This is a genomic window from Nostoc sp., assembly GCF_036918015.1.
Lineage (GTDB): Bacteria > Cyanobacteriota > Cyanobacteriia > Cyanobacteriales > Nostocaceae > Nostoc.
Map to the genome: position 1 here is coordinate 15,370 of NZ_JBALEO010000001.1, position 22,693 is coordinate 38,062.

Annotated in this window: 21 protein-coding genes; 10 read left to right on the plus strand and 11 right to left on the minus strand. The window is 42.9% G+C overall.

The window, feature by feature from the left end; genetic code table 11:
- Nucleotides 1–46: 46 nt before the first annotated feature.
- The gene (locus V7K61_RS00070) at nucleotides 47–1,243 is read right to left on the minus strand and encodes a site-2 protease family protein (protein WP_335049801.1); all 1,197 of its coding nucleotides are present in this window, start codon (nucleotides 1,241–1,243) and stop codon (nucleotides 47–49) included.
- Between the two features lie 356 nt (nucleotides 1,244–1,599).
- A complete protein-coding gene (gene psaK, locus V7K61_RS00075; protein WP_335049803.1) occupies nucleotides 1,600–1,854 on the minus strand; it encodes a photosystem I reaction center subunit PsaK in 255 nt (84 codons plus the stop codon).
- Between the two features lie 121 nt (nucleotides 1,855–1,975).
- On the opposite strand from psaK, the gene V7K61_RS00080 reads away from it, so the two are divergent.
- Nucleotides 1,976–2,620, plus strand: a complete 645-nt coding sequence (locus V7K61_RS00080) for a phosphoribosylanthranilate isomerase (protein WP_335049805.1) — start codon at nucleotides 1,976–1,978, stop codon at nucleotides 2,618–2,620.
- 127 nt (nucleotides 2,621–2,747) lie between these two features.
- On the opposite strand, the gene folE is transcribed toward V7K61_RS00080, so the two are convergent.
- From folE to V7K61_RS00105, 5 genes are all read right to left on the minus strand, one after another.
- On the minus strand, nucleotides 2,748–3,455 hold the full coding sequence (folE, locus tag V7K61_RS00085; RefSeq protein WP_335049807.1) for a GTP cyclohydrolase I FolE: 708 nt from the start codon (nucleotides 3,453–3,455) through the stop codon (nucleotides 2,748–2,750).
- Nucleotides 3,456–3,562: 107 nt separating this feature from the next.
- Nucleotides 3,563–4,288 carry an SDR family oxidoreductase gene (locus tag V7K61_RS00090; protein ID WP_335049809.1) on the minus strand — a complete coding sequence of 242 codons (726 nt, stop codon included), beginning with the start codon at nucleotides 4,286–4,288 and terminating at the stop codon, nucleotides 3,563–3,565.
- Nucleotides 4,289–4,644: 356 nt separating this feature from the next.
- Nucleotides 4,645–5,625, minus strand: coding sequence for an acetyl-CoA carboxylase carboxyltransferase subunit alpha (locus V7K61_RS00095; protein ID WP_094349744.1), 981 nt, complete (start codon nucleotides 5,623–5,625; stop codon nucleotides 4,645–4,647).
- 204 nt (nucleotides 5,626–5,829) lie between these two features.
- The gene (locus V7K61_RS00100) at nucleotides 5,830–6,849 is read right to left on the minus strand and encodes a long-chain acyl-[acyl-carrier-protein] reductase (RefSeq protein ID WP_335049811.1); all 1,020 of its coding nucleotides are present in this window, start codon (nucleotides 6,847–6,849) and stop codon (nucleotides 5,830–5,832) included.
- A gap of 176 nt (nucleotides 6,850–7,025) precedes the next feature.
- On the minus strand, nucleotides 7,026–7,724 hold the full coding sequence (locus V7K61_RS00105; protein WP_335049813.1) for an aldehyde oxygenase (deformylating): 699 nt from the start codon (nucleotides 7,722–7,724) through the stop codon (nucleotides 7,026–7,028).
- Between the two features lie 181 nt (nucleotides 7,725–7,905).
- On the opposite strand from V7K61_RS00105, the gene V7K61_RS00110 reads away from it, so the two are divergent.
- From V7K61_RS00110 to V7K61_RS00135, 6 genes are all read left to right on the plus strand, one after another.
- Nucleotides 7,906–8,733, plus strand: a complete 828-nt coding sequence (locus V7K61_RS00110; RefSeq protein WP_335049815.1) for a carbohydrate ABC transporter permease — start codon at nucleotides 7,906–7,908, stop codon at nucleotides 8,731–8,733.
- Nucleotides 8,734–9,073: 340 nt separating this feature from the next.
- Nucleotides 9,074–9,403: a hypothetical protein gene (locus tag V7K61_RS00115; RefSeq protein ID WP_335049817.1), complete on the plus strand. Its 330-nt coding sequence runs from the start codon at nucleotides 9,074–9,076 to the stop codon at nucleotides 9,401–9,403.
- A gap of 168 nt (nucleotides 9,404–9,571) precedes the next feature.
- Entirely contained in the window at nucleotides 9,572–12,034 is a 2,463-nt protein-coding gene (locus tag V7K61_RS00120) for a two-partner secretion domain-containing protein (protein WP_335049819.1), read from the plus strand.
- Between the two features lie 513 nt (nucleotides 12,035–12,547).
- Nucleotides 12,548–12,826, plus strand: a complete 279-nt coding sequence (locus V7K61_RS00125) for a hypothetical protein (protein ID WP_335049821.1) — start codon at nucleotides 12,548–12,550, stop codon at nucleotides 12,824–12,826.
- Between the two features lie 262 nt (nucleotides 12,827–13,088).
- Nucleotides 13,089–13,430: a hypothetical protein gene (locus tag V7K61_RS00130; protein ID WP_335049824.1), complete on the plus strand. Its 342-nt coding sequence runs from the start codon at nucleotides 13,089–13,091 to the stop codon at nucleotides 13,428–13,430.
- A 145-nt stretch (nucleotides 13,431–13,575) separates the two neighbouring features.
- Nucleotides 13,576–15,909: a two-partner secretion domain-containing protein gene (locus tag V7K61_RS00135; protein WP_335049826.1), complete on the plus strand. Its 2,334-nt coding sequence runs from the start codon at nucleotides 13,576–13,578 to the stop codon at nucleotides 15,907–15,909.
- Nucleotides 15,910–15,964: 55 nt separating this feature from the next.
- On the opposite strand, the gene V7K61_RS00140 is transcribed toward V7K61_RS00135, so the two are convergent.
- Nucleotides 15,965–16,996: a hypothetical protein gene (locus tag V7K61_RS00140; RefSeq protein ID WP_335049828.1), complete on the minus strand. Its 1,032-nt coding sequence runs from the start codon at nucleotides 16,994–16,996 to the stop codon at nucleotides 15,965–15,967.
- A 366-nt stretch (nucleotides 16,997–17,362) separates the two neighbouring features.
- On the opposite strand from V7K61_RS00140, the gene moaA reads away from it, so the two are divergent.
- A complete protein-coding gene (moaA, locus tag V7K61_RS00145; protein ID WP_335049830.1) occupies nucleotides 17,363–18,349 on the plus strand; it encodes a GTP 3',8-cyclase MoaA in 987 nt (328 codons plus the stop codon).
- Between the two features lie 59 nt (nucleotides 18,350–18,408).
- Here the strand turns inward: moaA and rpsD are convergent, their stop codons facing one another.
- On the minus strand, nucleotides 18,409–19,017 hold the full coding sequence (gene rpsD / locus V7K61_RS00150; protein WP_094349733.1) for a 30S ribosomal protein S4: 609 nt from the start codon (nucleotides 19,015–19,017) through the stop codon (nucleotides 18,409–18,411).
- Between the two features lie 461 nt (nucleotides 19,018–19,478).
- Between rpsD and V7K61_RS00155 the strand changes: the two genes are divergently transcribed.
- Nucleotides 19,479–20,132 (plus strand): hypothetical protein, encoded by a 654-nt coding sequence (locus tag V7K61_RS00155; protein WP_335049832.1) that lies wholly within the window; start codon nucleotides 19,479–19,481, stop codon nucleotides 20,130–20,132.
- Between the two features lie 249 nt (nucleotides 20,133–20,381).
- Here V7K61_RS00155 and V7K61_RS00160 read toward each other — a convergent pair whose 3' ends face one another.
- Entirely contained in the window at nucleotides 20,382–20,723 is a 342-nt protein-coding gene (locus V7K61_RS00160) for a hypothetical protein (RefSeq protein ID WP_335049834.1), read from the minus strand.
- A 210-nt stretch (nucleotides 20,724–20,933) separates the two neighbouring features.
- Nucleotides 20,934–21,833 carry a heterocyst differentiation master regulator HetR gene (gene hetR, locus V7K61_RS00165; protein WP_094349731.1) on the minus strand — a complete coding sequence of 300 codons (900 nt, stop codon included), beginning with the start codon at nucleotides 21,831–21,833 and terminating at the stop codon, nucleotides 20,934–20,936.
- Nucleotides 21,834–22,013: 180 nt separating this feature from the next.
- Here hetR and V7K61_RS00170 point away from each other — a divergent pair, with 180 nt between their 5' ends.
- A complete protein-coding gene (locus V7K61_RS00170; RefSeq protein WP_335049836.1) occupies nucleotides 22,014–22,232 on the plus strand; it encodes a hypothetical protein in 219 nt (72 codons plus the stop codon).
- The last annotated feature ends 461 nt before the right edge of the window (nucleotides 22,233–22,693 follow it).

Below are 22,693 nucleotides of genomic sequence, written 5' to 3' on the forward strand. Positions count from 1 at the left end.
ACGCTTTTGACGTGCTTATTGCAAACCTATGACGAGGGTGTGACGTTTAATTTGTAGTTGATTTCGCGATTACTCCCAGTTGCAACCCAGATGGATAGCTACCTTCTTCCTTGATGCGTTTAATTTCAGCATCGGTTATCTGCAAATTTAACTTTTGTGCTAGCGATCGCACAATATCCCCCCGGTCAATTACACCAGCTACAGCGCCAGCAGGAGACAGCACGGTAATTCTCGGTAACTGCTCATTTTCTAGCTTGTTAATTACCTCAGCGATCGATGTTGACTCTGCAACAGTAGGTATTTCTGTCAGTGGACGCACTATGCTGTGTAAGGTTTCGGTTTCCCATTGACCTCTTTGGGTTAAACGGAAATCGTCAATGGAAACTAGACCCCGGTAACGTCCATCAGAAGCAGCAAAATAAACTTGCGAGGGAGTGGTTTCTAAGAGGTATAAATCGGCAAAGGAACGCAATGTCTGGTCAGCATCAATTACGCGAAAATCACGAGTCATTGCATCGGCCGCTACCACTTTGAGTAAGCTTTCTTGCAATGTAGTCATATTGTCATAGGTGTTAGCGTTGCGGACAGCAAACCAACCCAACAGCGCAATCCACAAACCAACTACTAACTCCCTGGTGACGAAATCTACAACAAATCCTAAAGCTATCGCACCATAACCCAATATTTGCCCAGCCCTTGCAGCCCAGTGTACGGCTTGAAAACGATTACCTGTGATTTGCCATAGTGCTGCTTTTAACACTTGCCCCCCATCTAGAGGTAAGCCAGGAATCAGGTTAAATAGAGCCACAACTAAGTTAATTCTCGCTAAATCTCCAACCATGACACTGAGGGGATTTGTATCAGGTATTACAAAAGCTGCCAGACGGAGCAGGACAAATAATATGATACTTACCAAAGGGCCAGCGATCGCTACTTGAAAGGCTTTGAAAGGAGTTTTAGATTCTTCTTCAATGGCAGCAATCCCGCCAAACATAAATAGGGTAATTGAATTAACTCTAATGCCTTGCGATCGGGCTACCAAGCTATGACCCAACTCATGTAACAACACCGAACCAAATAGCAGCAGTGCCATAACTATTCCAGCACTCCAAGCTATAACAGACCCCCATTCCTGATAAGCTACTCCAAAATTCAGGGTTGCCAACCCTAAAATCACAAACCATAACGGGTCTAAAAACAGGGGAATTCCAAATAATGACCCAATTCTCCAATTTGTTTGCATTACACTGCCCTAAAACTAGATATCGCCAGTACTTTTTATACCGAGATACTATGCATATTCGTATACACATTTATATTGAGCATCAATTCGGTAGTAATAACTGACGAAATGCCCTTATTTCTAGAATAGACAATTAATGCCTGTGAGCAAAACTCTGGAATTGGGAATTGGGCATGAGGCATAAGAGGCAGGGAAGCGGAGGCAGAGGGACAGAGGGGCAGAAGGGAAAGACTCACTCTTCTCCTCTGCTCCCCTGCTCCCCTGCTCCTCTGCTCCCTACTCTCCCTGCCCAAAATCATTTTTAGGAGTTTTGCTTTGATAGCGGGGTTACAAGTAACACCTCTGTCATCACAAAACTATAGACGACCGATGTTAGTCAATCCTAAAACGATGCCAATGCCAATAATATGGCCAAAAGCCATAGCAGCAGCGAATGTGGGAATACTAATTGGTAGGATAGGGAACTTGGGGCCAACTAGGGGTTTTTCGATCTTAGTACTTAGCAAAACAACTACTAAGCTACTGATGCTGATGATAATTCCTACTGTAGGATTCCACACTGGTGTTGCGGGAACAGATGCCGCTACTGCTAGTAAAATAGAGGAAATCAAGCTTTTGTCTCCTGAATAGAAAAGTTAACGTAGACCTACAAGATTATAAAATTACAAGGCCCAAAAATTTTTTAGATAGTTTAGACTTTTCTGATGGTTAGTTTAAATTTGTTAAATATTCATGCGCGTTAAGATTTGCGGCATTACTCAACCACAGCAGTCTATAGCGATCGCCTCTCTAGGCGCAACGGCACTAGGATTTATTTGTGTGCCAAACTCACCTCGTTACGTGACTACATCCCAAATTCGGGCAGCAGTGGCAGAACTCCCAGCAAATATTGACACAATTGGGGTTTTTGCCAACGCTAGTATCCCTGAAATCAGTCAGATAGTTGCTGATTCTGGATTGACTGGTGTGCAGTTACACGGAGATGAATCACCAAATTTTTGCTACCAATTACGTCAAGCTTTACCCAATGTCGAAATTATCAAAGCACTGAGAATTGGTAGTCTTGAGCATCTTGACACAACGGTTGATTACACCAAATTTGTAGATACTTTGCTACTTGACGCCTACCATCCGCAACAACTGGGTGGTACAGGCAAAACTTTAGATTGGACGATACTAGAACAATTTAGCCCTAGTTGTCCTTGGTTTTTAGCAGGAGGATTAACAGCGGATAATATTGTGGAAGCCCTAAATCAGCTTAATCCTAGCGGCGTTGATTTATCTAGTGGTGTGGAACGTACACCAGGAGATAAGGATTTAGATAAAGTAGCACTTTTATTTCACAGTCTCAAGAACATTGAGTTACTTAGAAGTTAGGAGTCATCAGTTGTGAATTAACTCCTAACTCCTAACTCCTAACTCCTAACTCCTAACTCCTAACTCCTAACTCCTAACTCAGCACTCAGCACTCAGCACTCAGCACTCAGCACTCAGCACTCAGCACTCAAAAGAATGCTGGTTGATGGCGAATCAAGTTAAAAAATTCTTCGCGGGTTTTGTGCTCATCTTGAAACACACCAACCATTGCGCTAGTGACAGTCCAAGAACCTGGTTTCTGAACGCCACGCATTACCATGCACATGTGGCTAGCTTCCATCACTACAGCAACGCCTTGAGGTTCCAGAATTGTCTGGATTGCTTCGGCAATTTGGCGAGTTAGTCTCTCTTGTACTTGTAAGCGCCGGGAATACATCTCAACAATCCGGGCCAGCTTACTCAATCCGACAACTTTTTGGTTGGGAATATAAGCAACGTGCGCTCTACCCATAAATGGCAGCATGTGGTGTTCGCACAAACTAAAGAAGTTAATGTCTCTAACTAGTACCATCTCGCTATGCCCTTCATCAAAGATGGCATCGTTAACGAGTTCTTCAAGGGATTGGTTGTAGCCACTGGTAAGAAACCGCATTGCCTCAGCTACTCGTTTGGGTGTTTTCAGGAGTCCTTCGCGTTCAGGATCTTCCCCAACTCCCAATATTATTGCTCGCACGGCATCCTTCATTTCCTCAAGTTGTTCCTCTTTTGGCGGGAACACATCCGCTTTTCGCCCGTTATGAGTATTGCGATCGGGTCTAGGAGTTATGGCTTCTGCCAAGTCGGGAATCAGGGGTGATTGAGAGCAATTGGAACCGTTGGAACTAGCAATAGTCATGATTCAGTCTTGGTTATGGTTTGAATTTAGTTATGAGTTATGAGTTATGAGTTATGAGTTAAAAATTATAATTCCTAACTCCTAACTCCTAACTTCTAACTTCGCAATTAGAGTGCGCCAGCGCTGGGCATTAGGATCAATTCATCAATAACTGCCTGTTGTGGTAACAGAACTGTGTAGAGAATTGACTGAGCTACAATTTCCGGGGTTAACATTTTGGAACGGTCTAAGTTGACATGGACTGTTTCTGTATCCCAAAGTTCGGTATTGACTGCGCCGGGACAGATAGCTGTGACACGAATGCCGTGAGTGCGTTCTTCTTGTGCCAGGGTTTGAGAGAGGGCTATCAAACCAGCCTTGCTGACGCTGTATGCTCCCCAACCAGGAAAGGGTTGCTTGGCAGCAATTGAGGCGACGTTGATAATTGTGCCTGTGCCCCGATCGCGCATTGAAGGTAAAATCCCCAGAATGCACTGAAACACGCTGGTGAGATTCAAGTTAATTACCTGCTGCCAGCCCTCTAGGGGAGTTTCACTCAAAGTAGCTGTATAAGCTATGCCAGCATTGTTTACCAGAATGTCTATATCACCAAAGTCAAGAGCGATCGCTTGGATCTTGTCTTTGACTTCGGAGATCCGCGCTAAATCTACAGCGTAAGCTTTCGCTTCGACCCCAGTATGCTCTACGGCTTCTCTTACCGCCTCCAACTTATCCAAAGAACGGCTGACTAAGGCGACATCTATTCCCGCTTTCGCAAAGGCTAAAGTCGTTGCTTTCCCAATTCCACTACTTGCCCCAGTAATCAGGGCGCGTCGTTTTTGCTCAACACTCATGGTGTCTCCCAATTTTTTGGCAGTTCCCAAAACCTATTACCACCCCATTATTCACACTTCTTGGTTTGGATAGATTAAAGGAATCTAAAAATCTGATGATTTTCATTAAGCAGATGCTATGATTCAGCACAACAGTCCCCATATTGTGGGTTTTAGCAGTGAAGACAACAAATTGTTGCCTGGAAAACCACGCCTGTACATTCAAATTAGATTATTTACATAATACAAAACCCACTCAATCAAATTGAGTAGATTTGCCAAATATGCAAATGCCTATGGCTAGATTGTTAAAAATCTTTAAGCACATAGGCAATTATAGCATTGCTGCTTTACTAATAAATCATTATGCAGTGCCGTTAGTGGGCAACTTCTGTAAAAACACCAATTTTGCGGAATTTTTCATAGCGCAGTTGACGGCGTTCTGGAGCGGTTAAACGATTGAGTTCGTCTAAATTTTCCATCAGTACTTGCTTGAGAGTGGTAGCGGCTTTTAAGGGGTCGGAATGAGCGCCACCAGTAGGTTCAGGCAGTATTTGGTCGATAATTCCCAACTTTTTTAGGTCATGGGAAATAATTTTTAGCGCCACAGCGGCTTGAGGAGCTTTACCAGCATCTTTCCACAAAATTGCAGCGCAGGCTTCGGGAGTGGCGACGGTATAAACGGAGTGTTCAAACATGAGTAGGCGATCGCCTACACCAATACCGAGTGCGCCACCGGAACCACCTTCACCGATAACTGTGCAGATAATGGGCACATCTAAGCAAAACATTTCCCGTAAGTTGTAAGCGATCGCTTCTCCTTGACCTTGGTGTTCTGCTTCTACCCCAGACCAAGCTCCTGGTGTGTCGATAAAGGTTAGTATGGGCATACTAAACTTGTTGGCGTGTTCCATCAACCGCATGGCTTTACGGTAGCCGCCAGGGTAAGGCATTCCAAAGTTGCGGGCAATATTGTCTTTAGTATCGCGCCCTTTTTGATGACCCAACATCACCACAGGTTGCCCACTCAGACGACCAACACCACCAACTAAAGCCGGATCGTCACCACCACAGCGATCGCCATGCAATTCCATCCATTCATCACTAATTGCCTGAATGTAATCGAGAGTACTAGGGCGACGCGGATGACGAGCGACTTGCAATCGCTGGGACGGGGATAGACTAGTGAAAATTTCCTCACGTAGTTGCATGGCGCGTGCTTCTAGTTGACGAATTTGACCAGAAACATCGACGCCATTTTCTTCTGCAAGTTGCCGAATTTGATCGATTCGGGTTGCGAGTTCTGCTAGGGGCTTTTCAAAATCTAACAGTAGCGGTTTACGCTCGGTAGTTGCCATCGTAGGGGTTATAAGTACGAGTTATAAGTTTTTCAGAGTGAGGAGTGAGGAGTTAGGAGTGAGGAGTTAGGAGTGAGGAGTTAGGAGTGAGGAGTTAGGAGTGAGGAGTTAGGTATTAGAAGGAGTGTACTGATAAAAGTTCTTAACTCCTAACTTTTAACTCCTAACTCTTAACTCCTAACTTTTAACTCCTAACTCTTACAGTTAAACCAGCAACGGTCTAAATCCATGTTTCACTGATACCTTACCAATCTGCTCCATTTTGTCTACGGTAATCTGATTCCGTCCCCACGAAAAGTTCGTGTATAACTTCTCAAATTCCAACAGCATTGATTCGGCAAAACAAGCAAACAGCTGGCGGGCTGGCACGTCCATATTGACGATTTTCATAATTTTCCAGTCAATATCCAGGGAATGCTCGACAATCCCACCATTTAACACAAATACACCAGGATGCTGAACTTTGGTTGCTAAGTTTTTCGGATAGCCGCCATCAATCAATAAACAGGGTTGTTTCAAAGTGGTTGGGTCAATTTCCACGCCTCTGGGCATACTAGCAACCCAAACTACAACGTCAGCTTCAGGCAGTGCTTCTGTCAAACCCATGATTTTTCCTCGCCCCAGTTCGCCTTGCAGTTCTTTGAGGCGTTCTTGATCGCGGGCAATCAACAAAAGTTCTTTGACATCTGTTTTCGCATCTAGCCAGCGGGTAACTGCACTACCAATATCCCCAGTTGCCCCACATACAGCAACAGTGGCTTTTGACAGATCGATTCCCAGTTGTTTTGAGGCTTCTTCCACCTGCTTACAAATAATGTAGGCAGTATGTGTGTTTCCTGTGGTGAAGCGCTCAAACTCTAGTTTAATGTTGCGGACTTGGCTAAACTGTTCTAACTTAAAGTTTTCAAAAATAATTGAGGAAAATCCGCCTAAAGCTGTAATGTTAATGCCATGCTTTTGTGCATGAGCCATCGCATTGAGTACTTTGCGCGTTGCGGCTTTGATGCGCCTACTAGCCAGCATCTCCGGCAAAAAGCAAGATTCTACATAGCGTCCTTCAATTTGTTGCCCAGTTATACTGGTGACAATAATGGTATCGACAATTTGCGGTGGGGCGCTGCACCAAAAGTCTAGCCCTTGATCGGCATATTCTGGGTATCCCAATTCTTGAGCTACCGCTTGAGCGTGTTCTAAACTAGTCAGATGTCCAATTAGACCAAACATGTAGTGATTATTAGCCTTATGCTGTCTTGAGGCGTGGAATATGTGGAACTATGTTAAGTGTTTCAGCAGTCCTGAGTCCTAAGTCCTGAGTTCTGAAGTTCTGATAAATTTGAACTACTCAGCACTCAGCACTCTTGTACAGACGCGATTAATCGCGTCTCTACTCAGCACTCTATTTAAGCGGCGATAAGTCCGTAGGCTGACAAGCGCATGATATCGCGAGTCGTAAAACCGATGTTACTCAATGCTTCACCGTATTGAATCATAAAGTCTTCTACTAAAGCATCTTTCTCCATTGCCATTGTGTGGGCATCACCCTCTACTTTATTGAGCATTTTCCAGACGATGGGTAAGTTCTGGCGATTTGCAAGTTCAAGTTCAGCTTTGGATTCTGTGAAATGCTCTTTCAACCATACTTCTCCAAAGTTGAGATGGCTATATTCTTCTTTTACTACTCCTTCCGTGATTTTGCGGGCAAAAGCGTCGGCGACGGGGATGTAAATGTTATATGCTGCGATCGCAAAACATTCGATAATCAAAGACTGAATCAACAGACAAGTGACGACCTTCCCTTCCGCCGCTGCTGCTTGGAAATTCTGGTGTAGTCCAGAGAAAAATTCCTTGGCAAATTGCAAATCTGGGGTAACATTCAAATTGCGTCCACAAGCTTCAAATCCTTTCTTGTGGCGGCTTTCCATCTTGGAGAGGCGAATCAATTCATCATGAGATTCTGGCAGCAGTTCGGCTAATGTGATGTAATTTTCATGGGCTTCTTGTTCCCCTTCAATCACGATCGCATTGATCCGGCTATAAGCATCTTTGTATGTTTCGCTCTTGAAATCTAATTCTTTAAATTGGTCTGCAAGCTGCTGCATGGTTATGTTTACTCCTGTAAACCTGAATTATTTGACACCAGGATTGGAATTTACCCTATGAACTGAGGGTAACAATCTCTGTGGTTTAATTTAACTTAACAAGTAGACTATGTTTATAGATTAATGGTTGCTGGGGGCAATGCTCTAGTACTAGCGAAATAAATGCTTTGCGGCTCAAGTTATGTCTAAACCAAACCTGAATGTGAAATCTGGTGATTTTTTGAGTCTAGTAATCTTGCTGCTAGGGGCATTTATTGTTCTACTACCGCTGTTTGTGGTCTTTCTCACCTCCTTTGCACCAACATCCGCCAGCCCAGAAAATTTGTTCAAAAATAACTGGTCTTTAGCAAATTACCGCGTTGCGTGGCAACAAGGAAAATTTTTGCTGGCGTTTGCTAATTCTACCTTGGTAGCGATCGCTGTGACGGCGTTTCAGATTGTCACTTCTGCTTTAGCTGGTTACGCCCTAGCACGATTGCAGTTTCGGGGACGCCAAGCACTGCTATTAGTCGTTTTAGCAACCTTAGTGATTCCCTTTCAGTTATTGGTAATTCCCATCTTTTTGGTATTGAAGTGGGGACACCTGATAAATACATACTGGGCGCTGATTTTACCCACTGCGGTTAGCGGATTTGGGATTTTCTTATTACGTCAGTATTTCCAGACAATTCCCGTGGAATTAGAGGAAGCCGCAGCTATAGATGGGGCGAACCGACTGCAAATTTTGTGGCGGGTGATGTTACCTTTAGCCCGTCCAGCCTTGGTGACGCTGTTTTTGTTCACCTTCATCGGTGAGTGGAATGATTTGTTTAAGCCTCTGGTATTTACGACAAGACCAGAATTAAGGACGGTGCAACTAGCATTGGCTGAGTTTCAGGAGCAATTTACGAATAATTGGCCATTGATGATGGCGGCAGTGACAATAGCGACAGTTCCAGTGATGGTATTATTCCTCATCGGTCAGCGTCAATTTCTTCAAGGTATTGCTGCGACCGGGATTAAGAATTAGTGGGGAAGGCGGTAAGTGGAAGCCCGATTTTTGTTACTAGACGAGACGCCCACTCGACATTGAAGGAGGCAGAGGCTTTTATGTTTTACCTCAGTTGGGGATTCAAACCCCTCCTGAAAAAGACCTGTCTGGTCGCGGCAGTTCTTGCTGAGGGCAGTTTTACTCCTGCCTCCTGCCTCCTGCCTCCTGCCTTCCAAATAATTTGAATTCGTATTACTTAAAAAATAGCTGTAAAGAAAATCCCGCAGGAAAATTATGAACTTTTATGACACTGAACGTAATCATTGCTAACTAAACTGAAGCAATAATTATACACATCCCGTCAGGAACGAAAACACTCATGAGTTCTCAACAAGTCATAGATCCTCAAATATTACAGCAGTTACAAGAAGAGATTCAGCAGAAAATGGATCAAAGCCTAGAAAACGCTGACTTACACTCAGTGCTTGAAAAGTACGGCTTATTAGAATATAGAGTCTTGAGAATTCATTGGCAGTGTAATCTCGATCCCAATCAACTCAAATCTGATGATGCAGTTGATGAACAGCAACCCAATGCATTATTGCCAGAAACTCCAAGACCTTCATCAATACCAGAAATTGTGTTAGTCAAAAAAGCATTGTGTATCCCTTGTCCATCAACTGGTAGCCCTTTAGGCTGTAACTGCTAAATAATTTTATCTTCGGACTGCAAAGAGTTTATTCTAGTGAATGTAAAAATACTAAACTTTGCTTTTATGTAGTATTTAGGTTACAGAGATAACATCAACGTACTAACATCACTACTTAGCAAAAAGCAGTATTTTAATAAACTCTGATTTTTTGAGCGCCAGTTTTTCATGTCTCAAAATCGAAGCAGTTACCACTGGAAGTTAGGAATAGTGAGTACTTTAGTAATTGCTAGAGTGCTCACTTTTGCTGAGAGTTTTGCCTTAGCTCAAATTCAAAAAGATGCCACACTTGGATCTGAAAGTTCAATCATTACACCAAAGCTCATCGATGGTCAGCCTATAGACGAGATTGATGGTGGAGCAATTCGTGGTACAAACTTGCTCCACAGCTTTGAAAAATTTTCTATCTCTGCGGGAACGACAGCCCATTTTAACAATCCAATCAATATTCAGAACATCATCAGTCGGGTGACAGGCAATTCTGTTTCTAATATAGATGGCATTCTCAAAGCTAACGGCACGGCCAACGTATTTCTGATTAATCCTAACGGCATTGTTTTTGGGCCCAATGCTTCTTTAAATATTGGCGGTTCATTTGTGGCTAGTACGGCGAGTAGTTTGAACTTTGCTGATGGTACAAAGTTTAGTGCTACATCTGGTCAAACTGCACCTCTACTCACAGAAAGTGTTCCTATCGGTTTACAATTCGGAACAAATGCTCGACCTATCCGCAATCAATCCCAAGCAAGTCCCAACAATGCAATTAATACCTTCGGACAAGGTGTTGGTCTACAGGTGCAGCAAGGCAAAACCCTAGCACTTATAGGCGGTGATATAACGCTAGAGGGTGGAAATTTAACGGCAAGTGGGGGAAGAATTGAGTTAGGAAGCGTTGCTGGCAATAGTTTGGTTGGTCTGAGTTCAACGAATCAAGGTTGGGTATTAGGATATGAAGGTGTTCAAAATTTTCAGAACATCGAACTCACCCAGCAAAGTGAGATTCCATCTACTGTAGATACCAGTGGGAAAGGTGGCGGTAATATCCATTTGCAAGGACAACGAGTACTGGTAACTGACAGTTCACAAATTTTGGCTCTTACTCTGGGAGCGCAACCAGGAGGAAATTTAACAGTGAACGCTTCCGAGTCTGTAGAACTTGGACTAAATGCGTTCTTGTCTACTGGAACTCTCGACACTGGAAACTCTGGAGATATAAATATCACTACCAGAAATTTGATTGTCAAAGATGGAGCGCAAGTTGTAATGTTCAATGTTGGTTCGGGATTGGCCGGACAATTGACAATCAACGCCTTAGATTCCGTAGAACTAATTGCAGGCATCCCCATTTCTCCTATGCCAGATGGTAGTGATTTAATATCCAGTGGATTATTTAGTGCAACTTATGGCGCTCAAAATGCTGGCAGCATAATAATTAATACTGGAAAGTTACGTATTGAGGGAGGGGCCGCAATATCAACAAGTTCTGAGGGTATACTTGGGCGTTTTTCTAACCAATTTATACCAGCTACAGGAAATGGAGGAGATTTGATAGTGAACGCCTCTGAGTCCGTAGAATTAATGGGAACCTCAGCAAATGGTTCTAGGCTCAGTAGCTTGTTTGCTGGGACTCAAGGGACTGGAAATGGCGGCAACTTGACCCTAACTACAGGGCAATTGATTATCAAAGATGGGGCGGCAATAACTGTGAGCAGTGAAGCTCGAAAAAATGTTAACTATCAAGGGGGTGTACCCAATTTAGGTCTAGCAGGCGAACTCAATATAAGCGCTCGTTCCATCCTGCTGGATAAAGGAAAACTCACATCTAATAGTGAGTCAGGTAAGGGCGGTGACATTGGGGTACAGGTGCGGGACTTATTACTGATGCGTCGCAACAGTCAAATCTCTACTAATGCCGGAGGTGATAAAACTGGCGGTAATATCAGCATCAATGCACCTAATGGCTTTCTCGTCGCCACTCCTTTCGGAAATAGCGATATTACCGCCAACGCCAACTTTGGTTCTGGTGGTAAAATTGCGATCGCCGCTAAGAATACCTTTGGGTTTGTGCCACGCACCCGTGCAGAGGTGGAGAGGCTAGATCCAAAAGATATAAACCCGAATAACATCCCAACAAGTGACATAACTGCATTTTCTCAGCAAAACCCTTCATTAAGTGGCACTGTCCAAATCAACTCACCAGATGCTGACCCCAGTAAAGGATTAGTGGAACTACCTGTAAATCTGGTTGATGCTTCCCAGCAAATTGCTGCTGGTTGTAGTTCTGGTGGAAAAATAGGAAGAAGTTCATTTGTTACTACTGGGCGTGGAGGAATACAAGCCGATCCTACAGAGCCATTGATAGCTGATGATGCGGTGCTAGCAGATTGGATCGCGCTCCCTCCAGAGAGTCAGAATCGTGCTGGCGGTATTCAGAAAAGAGTGGTTATTCAGGCGCAGGGAAACACAGAAGAAAAATCACAGAAGGTTAATTCTGTCAATGAACCGACTCAAATTGTAGAAGCCCAAGGATGGGTAATGGATGCCAATGGGAACGTGGTTTTGGTTGCTGAAGTACCTACTACAACGCCCCATAACTCCTCGCTTGTCGCTACATCTTGCGGTGCTAATTAAAAATTCAGATTTGTTGTAACTTTTGTTAGTGCGTTGGCGTAGCCCATCGTAGACATCGCTGCTTTGCAATGAACTTTATATGAGCGATCGCTTCTTCTACTGAATTTCGGTGTCAGTGCGATCGCTGATTCGCTATGGACTTTATGCAAGCGATCGCCTTAATAAAGCTTCTAAGTTTATCCAAACCGTAAGCAGAGTGTGAGACTTGAGTAGATATCAATTACTCAATTCTCTTGAGTAATCAACGGTGAGTAACCAGATTCATAAATCCTTTAAGCAAATCCGGCAGAAATATATGAAGTTTTGTAACACTATGCGTAATTATAACTAGTCAAGCTGAAGTCATAATTATCGGAGTTCACAAGAGCGTTAGAAACCTAATGCTTTTGTGCCACTCTAGACTCTGTATTCTTAATTCCTTTGTTGCCAAACTGTATTAATCGAACTCACGTTAATTTAGTACATCACAAGATAAGTTCACACATCTACCACTCTACAAGGAGAGCAAAATTTATGAATTCTCAAAACACACAACAGCTAACAGACGATATTCAAAAGGAAACTAGTCAGAGCTTGAATAACTCTGAATCTAGTAGTATAAGCGAAAATGATGGTATATCAGGAGATAATTATCAAGACTTACAAAGTAATATAAACCTTAATAAAACTGAATTGAATGATGCTAGTGGAGAGAAGGATGTTCAAGATTTATCCGAAGTAATTCCACCTAGAAAGAAGGAGCTAAAGAGTTGCTGGGTGGATGATGACGGTAATAGGGTATGTAAGCCTTAATAGTATTTTCCACTGAACTGCTATTATATTAATTTATTGAGACTAAAAGTGATAACGCTGTTTCTAATTGCGCGAAACACAAATTTTTCTAAGTGCAGAATAGTGTTGTGCTTTTAGCATCTCTTGTTGAAGATGTGCAACTTTATAAATTTAGGTAAACAGCAAAAGGTAAATTACTGTTTTCAATATATCCTATGTAGAATTGGTACAGATTCACTGCTGTTCAATAACTATCACTTCTTTGAAAAGGTGGAATACAAGTATGAGTAATCTTTTGGGCTGGATTAAAGGTATAGGAGTCGTAATGGTTGGTGCAATAGCTTTCTCTGGAAACTCTGCTATTGCTAAAATTAGCCAGGATGTTGCTCTACCTAATAATATTCTGAATACATCTAACTTCAGTACGGTGCTTGAAAAGCATAATATCTCAGGAGATAATGCTCTGAAATTTAATTACAGTATCGATCAAGCTCAAATTCAAGATGAAAATGTTGTAGAGAAGCAAAAATTTCATAGTTTTACAGGAGTAATTCCAGGTAAAAAGGATATTTTACTAGCGGGCTGCGGGATAGATGAGACTGGTCATATGATATGTAAGCCTTAACAGTATTTTCCACTCAATTGTTATTGTATTAATAAATTGAGACTAATGGTAATAACGCTGATTTTAATTGCGTGGAACAAAAGTTTTTCGTAGAGGTACAACATTTTTGTGCCTCTACTACGTATTTTTTACAATAATATCAAGCATGAGTAATCTGTGGGTCTGGTTTAAAAGTCTAGGATTTGCAGTATGTAGTGCAATAACTTTCTGCGGAAACTCCGCTATTGCCCAAATTACCCAGGATGGTACTTTATCTACTAATTCTCAGGTTACATCACAAGGTAATATCACAATTATTCAAGGTGGAACCAGAGTAGGAAGCAATCTGTTCCACAGTTTTGAGCAATTTTCTGTACCTACAGGGATTACGGCTCACTTTCAAAATCCTACAGATATTCAAAACATTATTAGCCGGGTAACAGGTAAGTCTATTTCTAATATTGATGGCATCCTGAAAGCAGACGGTACAGCTAACGTATTTCTAATTAATCCCAATGGGATTATTTTTGGTAATAATGCTTCTTTACAAATTGGCGGTTCATTTGTGGCGAGTACCGCAAGTAGTTTGAACTTTGCCGATGGTACAAAGTTTAGTGCCACAGATTCCCGAACCACACCTCTGCTAACAGTAAGTGTACCCACTGGTTTACAATTCGGAGCTACTGCGGCTCCCATCCGTAATCAATCCCAAGCAAATCCAAATGGGGCACGTAACCCTGTTGGTATACAAGTGCAGCCGGATAAAACCTTGGCACTTGTAGGCGGTGATATAACTCTGGAGGGCGGAAATTTAACTGCAACATCTGGACGAATTGAGCTAGGAAGTGTCGCTGCTAATAGTTTGGTTAGTCTGAACCCAACAAACCAAGGTTGGGTTTTGGGATATGAAGGTGTTCAAAATTTCCAGAATATTCAACTAATCCGACGAACTGTTAACGGTTCGGAGATTCCCTCTCAGGTAGATGCTAGTAATAGAGATGGCAGTGGAGGCAACATCCAAGTGCAAGGTAACACCGTTGAACTAAAAGGTTATCTTGTTCGCCTAAGAACCCAGGTTACAGGTGTAAAAGATGGCGGAGACTTAACGATTAATGCCAGTAAATTAATTGTTCGGGATGGTGCGGCAGTATCCACTATTACTAGGGGAGAGGGTGATGGGGGAAAATTGACCGTGAACGCCTCTGAGTCAGTGGAGGTGATTGGTAACTTTACCGACCCAAATACTGGGTCGATTACATCTAGTGGATTATTTAGTTCAACTGTTGTTGCCGGGAAAGCGGGCGACATAACGATCAATACCAGGAGGTTGCGTATCCAAGATGGCGGACAAGTGGCAACAGACTCTATTGCATCGAATCAGAATTCACAACTTATACCAGGTACAGGAGCAGGAGGAAATTTGACTGTGAACGCCTCCGACTCCGTAGAGCTAATTGGAACCTCAAGCGGTTTGTCTAGTGGCTTGTTTGCTTCAACTAACACTTCTGGAGATGCCGGAAAAGTGACAATTACCACAGGAAAATTGATTATCCAGGATGGGGCTGAAGTAACTGTGAGTAGTCAAGTTGACCAGAATTACAAGTACCCAGGAGATGGATATATTCTAGGTAAAGCAGGCGATGTAGATATAAATGCTCGTTCCATATTTCTAGACACCAAAGGAAAACTCACATCTAGTAGTGATTCAGGTAAGGGTGGAAATATTACGCTACAAGTGCGGGACTTATTACTAATGCGGCGCAATAGTCAAATATCAACTAATGCAGGAGCTAATGGAGATGGCGGTAATATCACGATAAAAGCACCTAATGGCTTCCTCGTCGCCACTCCCTTCGGAAACAACGATATCACCGCCAACGCCTTCTCTGGCTCTGGTGGTAAAATCACAATCACCGCTAAGAACCTTTTTGGTTTTGTGCCCCCCACCCGTGCAGACGTACAGAGGCTCGATCCAAAGGAAATCGACCCGAATAACTTGCCAACAAGTGACATCACGGCATTTTCTCAGCAAAATCCTTCATTAAATGGCACAGTACAAATCAACTCACCGGATGCTGACCCCAGTAAAGGATTAGTGGAATTACCCGTAAATCTGGTTGATGCTTCGCGGCAAATTGTTGCTAGTTGTAGTTCTGGTGGAAAAATAGCAAGAAATTCATTTATTACCACTGGACGTGGAGGACTAGTAGCCGATCCCACGGAGCCATTGATAGCTGATGATGCGGTGTTGGCAGATTGGATTGCGATCCCTCCAGAGAATCAGAATCGTGCTGGCGGTATTCAGAAAAGAGCGGTTGTTCAGGCGCAGCGAAACACAGAAAAATCACAGAAAGTTAATTCTGTCAATGAACCTACTCAAATTGTAGAAGCCCAAGGCTGGGTAATGGATGCCAATGGGAATGTAGTTCTAGTTGCTCAAGTACCCACAGCAACGCCCCATAACTCCTCACTCACCGCTACATCTTGCGCTGCTCATTAAAATTTGAAATATGGCAATACTTCGTAACTTTGCAGTTAAGCGCAATGCTTACTTCCTAATTCGTCTCCTGAATTTGCAAACGAATAGTGTGTTCAGTCGCACCACTAAGTTGCAATTCCATGATTTCACCACCCAGAGGTTCCAAGCAAGTGAGGAGCGATCGCAAGTTGGGTGTACTTGCGCCAGTATCTACATATAATCGATCTGCTAAATTACCGATCCGTTTCCAAGTCATGTACAACTTAGCGATCGTTTGTTCGATTTGCGATGCTTGATTGACCAAATCAGCAGCAATGCTCAAACAGCCGACTCTTTGCGCTTCTTCTAAGGCTGTTTCAATGTCAACATCTTCCTTCGTCAGCGCCTGAACTTGAGCTGCCCCTTTGAGATATTTCGCCAAGTTACGCGCTTCGGTAGTTACCTGTTTCAAGGTATCTACATCGGGATTGGCAGCTATTTCCTTTTGGATAAACTTTTGATGCGATTCTGGCAGTTTTTCCATTTCCTTCACCAGAGGGGCAATGTAGCGTGGGGGAAGGGTGTTATCTGCTGCTTTTTCTTTGACTGATTCAGGTAATAAATCTGAGGACATGGCTGTCCATTCATCGCTGAGTTGACGCACTTCTCGCCTAGTGATGCGATCGCCTTTTTGGGCGGCTTCACTCACCATCTGTTGCACTTCTGGGACTGCTTTGGAGGTTTCGACAAATGCCCGTTTACTAAAGTTGTTCACAGATCCGGGGTCAAGTTTACCGTCTTCAATGAGAGTATCGGCACTATTTGCCAGTTGAATCCAGGAGTATGCTTGACTTTTGCTGATTTCCCGCTCTTTTAGCCATCGGAGAAAGCCAGTACCGCGTCCGTCACCACCCACTTTTTCTCTGTCGCGGATCGCCCGTAAAATTCGCCCCCGCCAGATTTCAGTTTGCAAATCAAAGCGATCGCATACCTGCCAAGCTATTTCTAGCTGCTGTTGAAAATCTGACTCTAGAATCTGCTCATCTTCTGGATCGGGCAGTTCAAAGCTGATATCGGCTGGCTGTAGTAAAGCAGCAGCAAGGTCGTTGATGGAGTCGGTATCTTGCACGATTGATGACTAACTAGTGGATGCGATCGGCTTATTATGCCACAATCTGTGGACTCATACTTAAGGGGGAGTACGGTATTTTGAGTTACAACAAAGATAGTAGGAAGGGGTAAACCACCTTTGTGAAGTGTTTAACAAGAAAGAATTCAGGAGTCAGGAGCCAGAATGGGCTAAACCTTAGCTATCCGCTAACAGAATTTAAGTCTGTGTGATGCTTACCGATCTAGTTCTACAGAGCTAACTGTAAAACTTGTTGAAGTACTGGCGGATAGCGCAGAGTCTTGTAGAGAGTGTCTTAATTCTGACTTCTGAATTCTGAGTTCTGCATTCTTCTTTAATTAATTCAGAGACAATAAAAATAAAACGATGAACCAGGTAGACTACCTCCGCATAAGCTTAATCGATCGCTGCAATTTCCGTTGTCAGTACTGTATGCCAGAGGGAGTAGAACTGGACTATATTCTCAAGCAACAGTTATTGACTGATGAAGAACTACTCACCTTAATTCAAGAGGTATTTATTCCAGTAGGCTTTACCCGATTTCGTTTGACTGGGGGAGAACCCTTATTGCGTCCGCGTGTGGTGGATTTGGTAGGTGCGATCGCAACTTTACCCCAAACTCAAGATATCTCAATGACGACCAACGGTTTTTTGCTGGCTCCGATGGCACAAAACCTCTATAATGCTGGTTTGCGACGAATTAATATTAGTCTTGACTCTCTCGATCCTGATATTTTTGACCAAATTATCGGTAATCAGGGGCGTTCTCGTTGGCAACAAGTTTGGCAGGGGATTCAAGCAGCCCATCAAGTTGGATTCGACCCCCTGAAGCTGAATGTGGTGGTGATTCCTGGCGTTAATGACCACGAAGTTCTCGATTTAGCCGCCCTGACAATTGATAAACAGTGGCACGTTCGATTTATTGAATTTATGCCCATTGGTAATGTGCATTTATTTGGCGATCGCGGTTGGGTATCTTCAGCCGATTTACGAGAACGCATTCGCGATCGCTGGGGCTTGACAGAATCACAAGTTCGTGGTGCTGGCCCTGCTGATGTCTTTCAAATTCCTGGTGCGAAGGGGACACTAGGATTTATTAGTCAGATGTCAGAATGTTTTTGCGATCGTTGTAACCGGATGCGCCTGAGTGCTGATGGCTGGCTACGTCCCTGTTTATTAAATGAAACTGGTCAAATAGATTTAAAAACTGCCCTACGTTCTGGTGTCAGCACCGCTCAATTACAAGAACAGGTAAGACATTTACTCGGAATAAAACCAGAAATTAACTTTAAACAACGTGATTCTGGTAATTTAGGTGCATATACCCGCACCATGTCGCAAATTGGAGGGTAGTAATTGGTCATTTGTCCTTTGCAAATAACTAAGGACAAATGACTAAGGACAAATGACAATTAGGCTTGTCGTGAGTAGTATTCCACCACAAGTAGTTCATTAACTTGTAGTGCCACCCATTCGCGCTCAATAACGCTGTTGACTTTACCAACCAACTTATTTTTGTCAAATTCCAAATGACTGGGGAGGTTGGCCAAACCGGGATATTGCAAGTTAGCTTCTACCAACTTCCGGGATTGTGCCCGATCTCTGACTGCAATTACTTCGCCAGGACGGCATTGGTAGCTGGCAATATTCACTACACGACCGTTAACAGTTACGTGACCGTGATTTACCAGTTGACGAGCTGCTGGGATAGTCGGAGCTATACCCAAGCGGAAAACGGTATTATCCAAGCGCATTTCTAGCAATTGCAGCAGCACTTGTCCGGTAGAACCAGTAACACGTCTGGCTTTCCGCACGTAACGGAGCAATTGCTTTTCAGTCAAACCGTAGTTGAAGCGGAGCTTTTGCTTTTCCTCTAGACGGATAGCATATTCAGAGCGCTTCTTGCGGTTCTGACCATGCATACCAGGTGGGTAAGCGCGTCTGGCACTTTTACGAGTTAATCCTGGTAAGTCGCCCAAGCGGCGGACAATTCTGAGGCGGGGCCCTCTATATCGGGACATGAGTTTCCTTAATCTAATCCTGTTTAAACTTTACCCAAACATTCCATTTTGACATTCCACTGATGATAAATCAGCAGATTCTTGGTTTTTTGAAGGTGCTTGCTTTGGTATGACGTATCCTACCAATGTAGAGGCATCTCCTTTACGCCAGTTGCTTTAAGTCGGTTGAGCCGACACACTAGCTTCCAAGCCTGAATTCCGACGTGCCCCGCCGTACTACTGCCAATAAGTTTTTTGTGTTTATTTAGTTTCGTAGGCTACTCAATCATCAGATTGGTTTACGCAGTATTCTTACTCTGAAATACTTTTTACGTTGCCTACTTATCTTTCAAACAGCTATATTAACACAATTTTCGACATAATTAATTATGTCTATACTTTACTACCTCTGAAATTCTTAGATTACAGAGGATTTTTAAGATATTTGAGTTAGCATAACTTTGGGTGTTTGGAGAATGGCAATGTCAATGAGCAAAAAAGTGGTTAGCAGAGTTAAGAACAAACAAGGCAGTTCCACCTCCAGGATTTTAACATTACCAGTTTTGGCTATAGCTGGATGTTTAACAATCTTGCCTAATGTGGCTGTTGCTGCCTCCTACAGCAATGATTATAGTGTCTGTGCGGGTCGCCTCTTGAGTGTGGGTGTAAAAGCAGAAGCGGCATCAGAAGGTTGTGCAGCAGCACTGCGTCCAAAAGATTTGGCTGCTTGCGTGGTAAAAATTGATAAGGAAACCCAAATTGCTGCGACGGATGCGCTTTCTTCTTGTGGAAAGGCACGGCGTCCTGAAGAGTTAGCAACCTGTGTAGTTGGTGTCAGCTTAAGTACTAAGGAAGAAGCTAATCCGACAGTTTTAGATTATTGTGGACGCAGTTTGTTACCCGTGCGCTTTGGCCAGTGTGTGGTTGGCTTGCGTAGTCAAATCGACTTTCCCGCTACTCAAGCGCTAGAAACTTGTATCAGTGCTGATGATAGTGTTATCGGTGCTTCATCTTCGTCTACACCGCCAACGATAATTCCTGCGGGTTCAAGTCCAAGTTTAGAGACTACCCCATTTCCAAACCAACCAGTTGTTCCAACCCAACCAGTTGTTCCAACTCAACCGGGCACTAATTAGATTACAGTGCTTTGTGTAATTGATATACAGGTTGAATTTAGAGTGGCTATTTGCCAACCTGATTCAGGGACTACCAAAAAATAAATCATCTGATTTTAATTTGTAGGTTGGGTTGAGCAACAGCGAAACCCAGCCTTATATATTTACAATGCTTCAACCTGACTGGGTAATTTACCTTTGCTGACTATATAGCTTTCGTTAGGCAATGACAGTAATATTTACATTAGTCAGCATGGACTGATTCGAGAACTAGGCGACTTGAACTTGTGCAGCTTTACCAATTGCATCTGCGTCAAAGAAAAGATTAACCGTAATTTGATCGTAGAGAAAGCGATCGCTTTGTCGCACTAGTCCCAAGTCGGAACAAGCTGGAATTGAAGCAATAATAGTTACTATATTTCTTACTTTGGTCTCTATATCACCATCGAAAGGTTGAAGAAGTTTCTGCACCTCGCCCAAAAAAGCCGTCTTTTTGCCCTTCTCCATGATGTCAACACCTGGTCTTATCCAGATTACAAAGATATCACGCGAACCTTCAGGCGGATTGTACACTAATGTAACTTCCGTCAAACGCTCTATTAGCTCAGACAAACTTCAGTACCACTTCTGCTACTTGTGGGCATACGATACCTAGCACTGTTTCCAAAGTGTCCACTAACTAGGTAAGCATTCAAATAAATGAAAAATATTATAATTATCCTCTCCAACGCAAAGAGGAGTTGGAGAGAGGTTAGTTGAACTCACGTCAGTTTTTCAGCTTTGGTAATTTAGAATTTTGCACAGTTTGCACAGTTAGTTGTACTAGTCTTCTCTTTCACCAAAAGCTGTCTGTAAAACCACTGCAATACCACCGTCTTGGTGATATTTGTCTGCCCAGGCACGGATAACTTCATCTAATTCTTCCATAGCCTGATCCATTTTTTCTGGCAGTATGTCAAGTTCTTCCAGCAAGCGCATGGCGTTTCGTCGCCGTTCTGCCCAATTTTTCATCATGCGGAAATACCGAGCGGTATCTTCCACGGTGATGTGTGTACGCTCTTCATCGTCTGTTGGGGTATAAGAAAGACGGGTAAGCGCGTAAAAGGGCATTCCCCAAGGAGAATCAATCCGTGTTACCGTTCCTGAGTAAAGCAGACGGCGCTTAATATGCTCACCCAAAGCTTCACTCAAAGGCATTTGGTGTTCGGGTGGCAAGTCTTCTTGCGATCGCTTGTGTAAAAACTCGATCAAATCCAGAAACTCAAAGGAGCTAACTAACTGAGCATCAGGTAAATTACTGGGCAGTTTCTGCTCAATTTGTCTTTTTTCTTCACTTGTCAGATTAGTACCAGGAACGCGCGATCGCCCCGGTTGCCAAGGATATTTTTCTAGCCAGACATAAGGCAATTGAATTAAATAGCGAGGTTCCTGAGAACCCAGCATTTTTAACAGTTTGCCTTCTGTTAGTGCCTGTCTGACTTCTTCTACAATAATTTTTACTCGTTTCGGCTCCAAGTGATGCAAATGCCCTGTCATTCGCAGGTTTTGTCCCTGCTCTAGATAGGTCATGTAAATTGCACACTTTGCTGCTGTTGCGGCTGCGTCTAAAAATGCCCCATGCCTGTGCCCACTCGTCCGCATGGCACTAAAAGCCAGATAAAGCATGATCTGATCCATCGCACTGGGGTCAAGACGTTTGATCAGATCTATGTCGTTACTCATATTACAGACAATTGAATAGCACGTTTACACAATTTTTAATCGAATGAAAATAGGTAGTATACACCTGGCTGAAGGCTGTCTTTACTTCAAACTATATTAGTATGCGATAAAGATGATATCGGTGGTAGCGCAAACTACCATTTTCGCATATTTCCTGGTAGAAAAGCAGAGTCGCTAGTTGTGACTATAACTGTCTCTGCATCTAACCGAGAAATTAGAGACGCCATCAAATCTAGCTTAACGGCGGTTTCTCTCCCAACAGTCAAATATGCTGCAATTAATCTCCAAAGCCTTTCAGGTTTCTGGTTTTTTCATCTTTCAAAAGCAACAACGTCAAGCTGCTTACACCTAATTATGGCACTATGCCGACTCAGAGTAAAAACTAGTTTGCGCGGTTAATCTGGGATATTTGTTACTAGAAAAAGATGCTTTTTTTCAGCTTTGACGAATTATTTGTAGTACATAAGTAACTAGAAATAATTGGGAATAGTCTCAAAACAAATCGCTTACCAGGTGTAGCCACATTTAGAGGTTGAGCTATACAACTCGTTGTGAACTATCCATTCGGTTCACAACCTCCAGTGATGTCTCGGCTGTATCAGCCGTTGGCTTGAGGAAAAATAGTAGACATCAAGTAGAGCAAATAATTCCAATTTCAAAATACCTGTTGTTTTTCAAATATTGTTCCTTATCATATCACTATTTTTTAGTTTTGAAATAAAATTGTGCATTTTAAAATTTATAAATCATGACTATTTAAATATTTTATACTGGGCTTAAATCAAGGTTTGATGATATTCTTATATCTATTCCTAAATTCAAGTTTTATTTACTATTTTATATTGATGATTGGACACAAA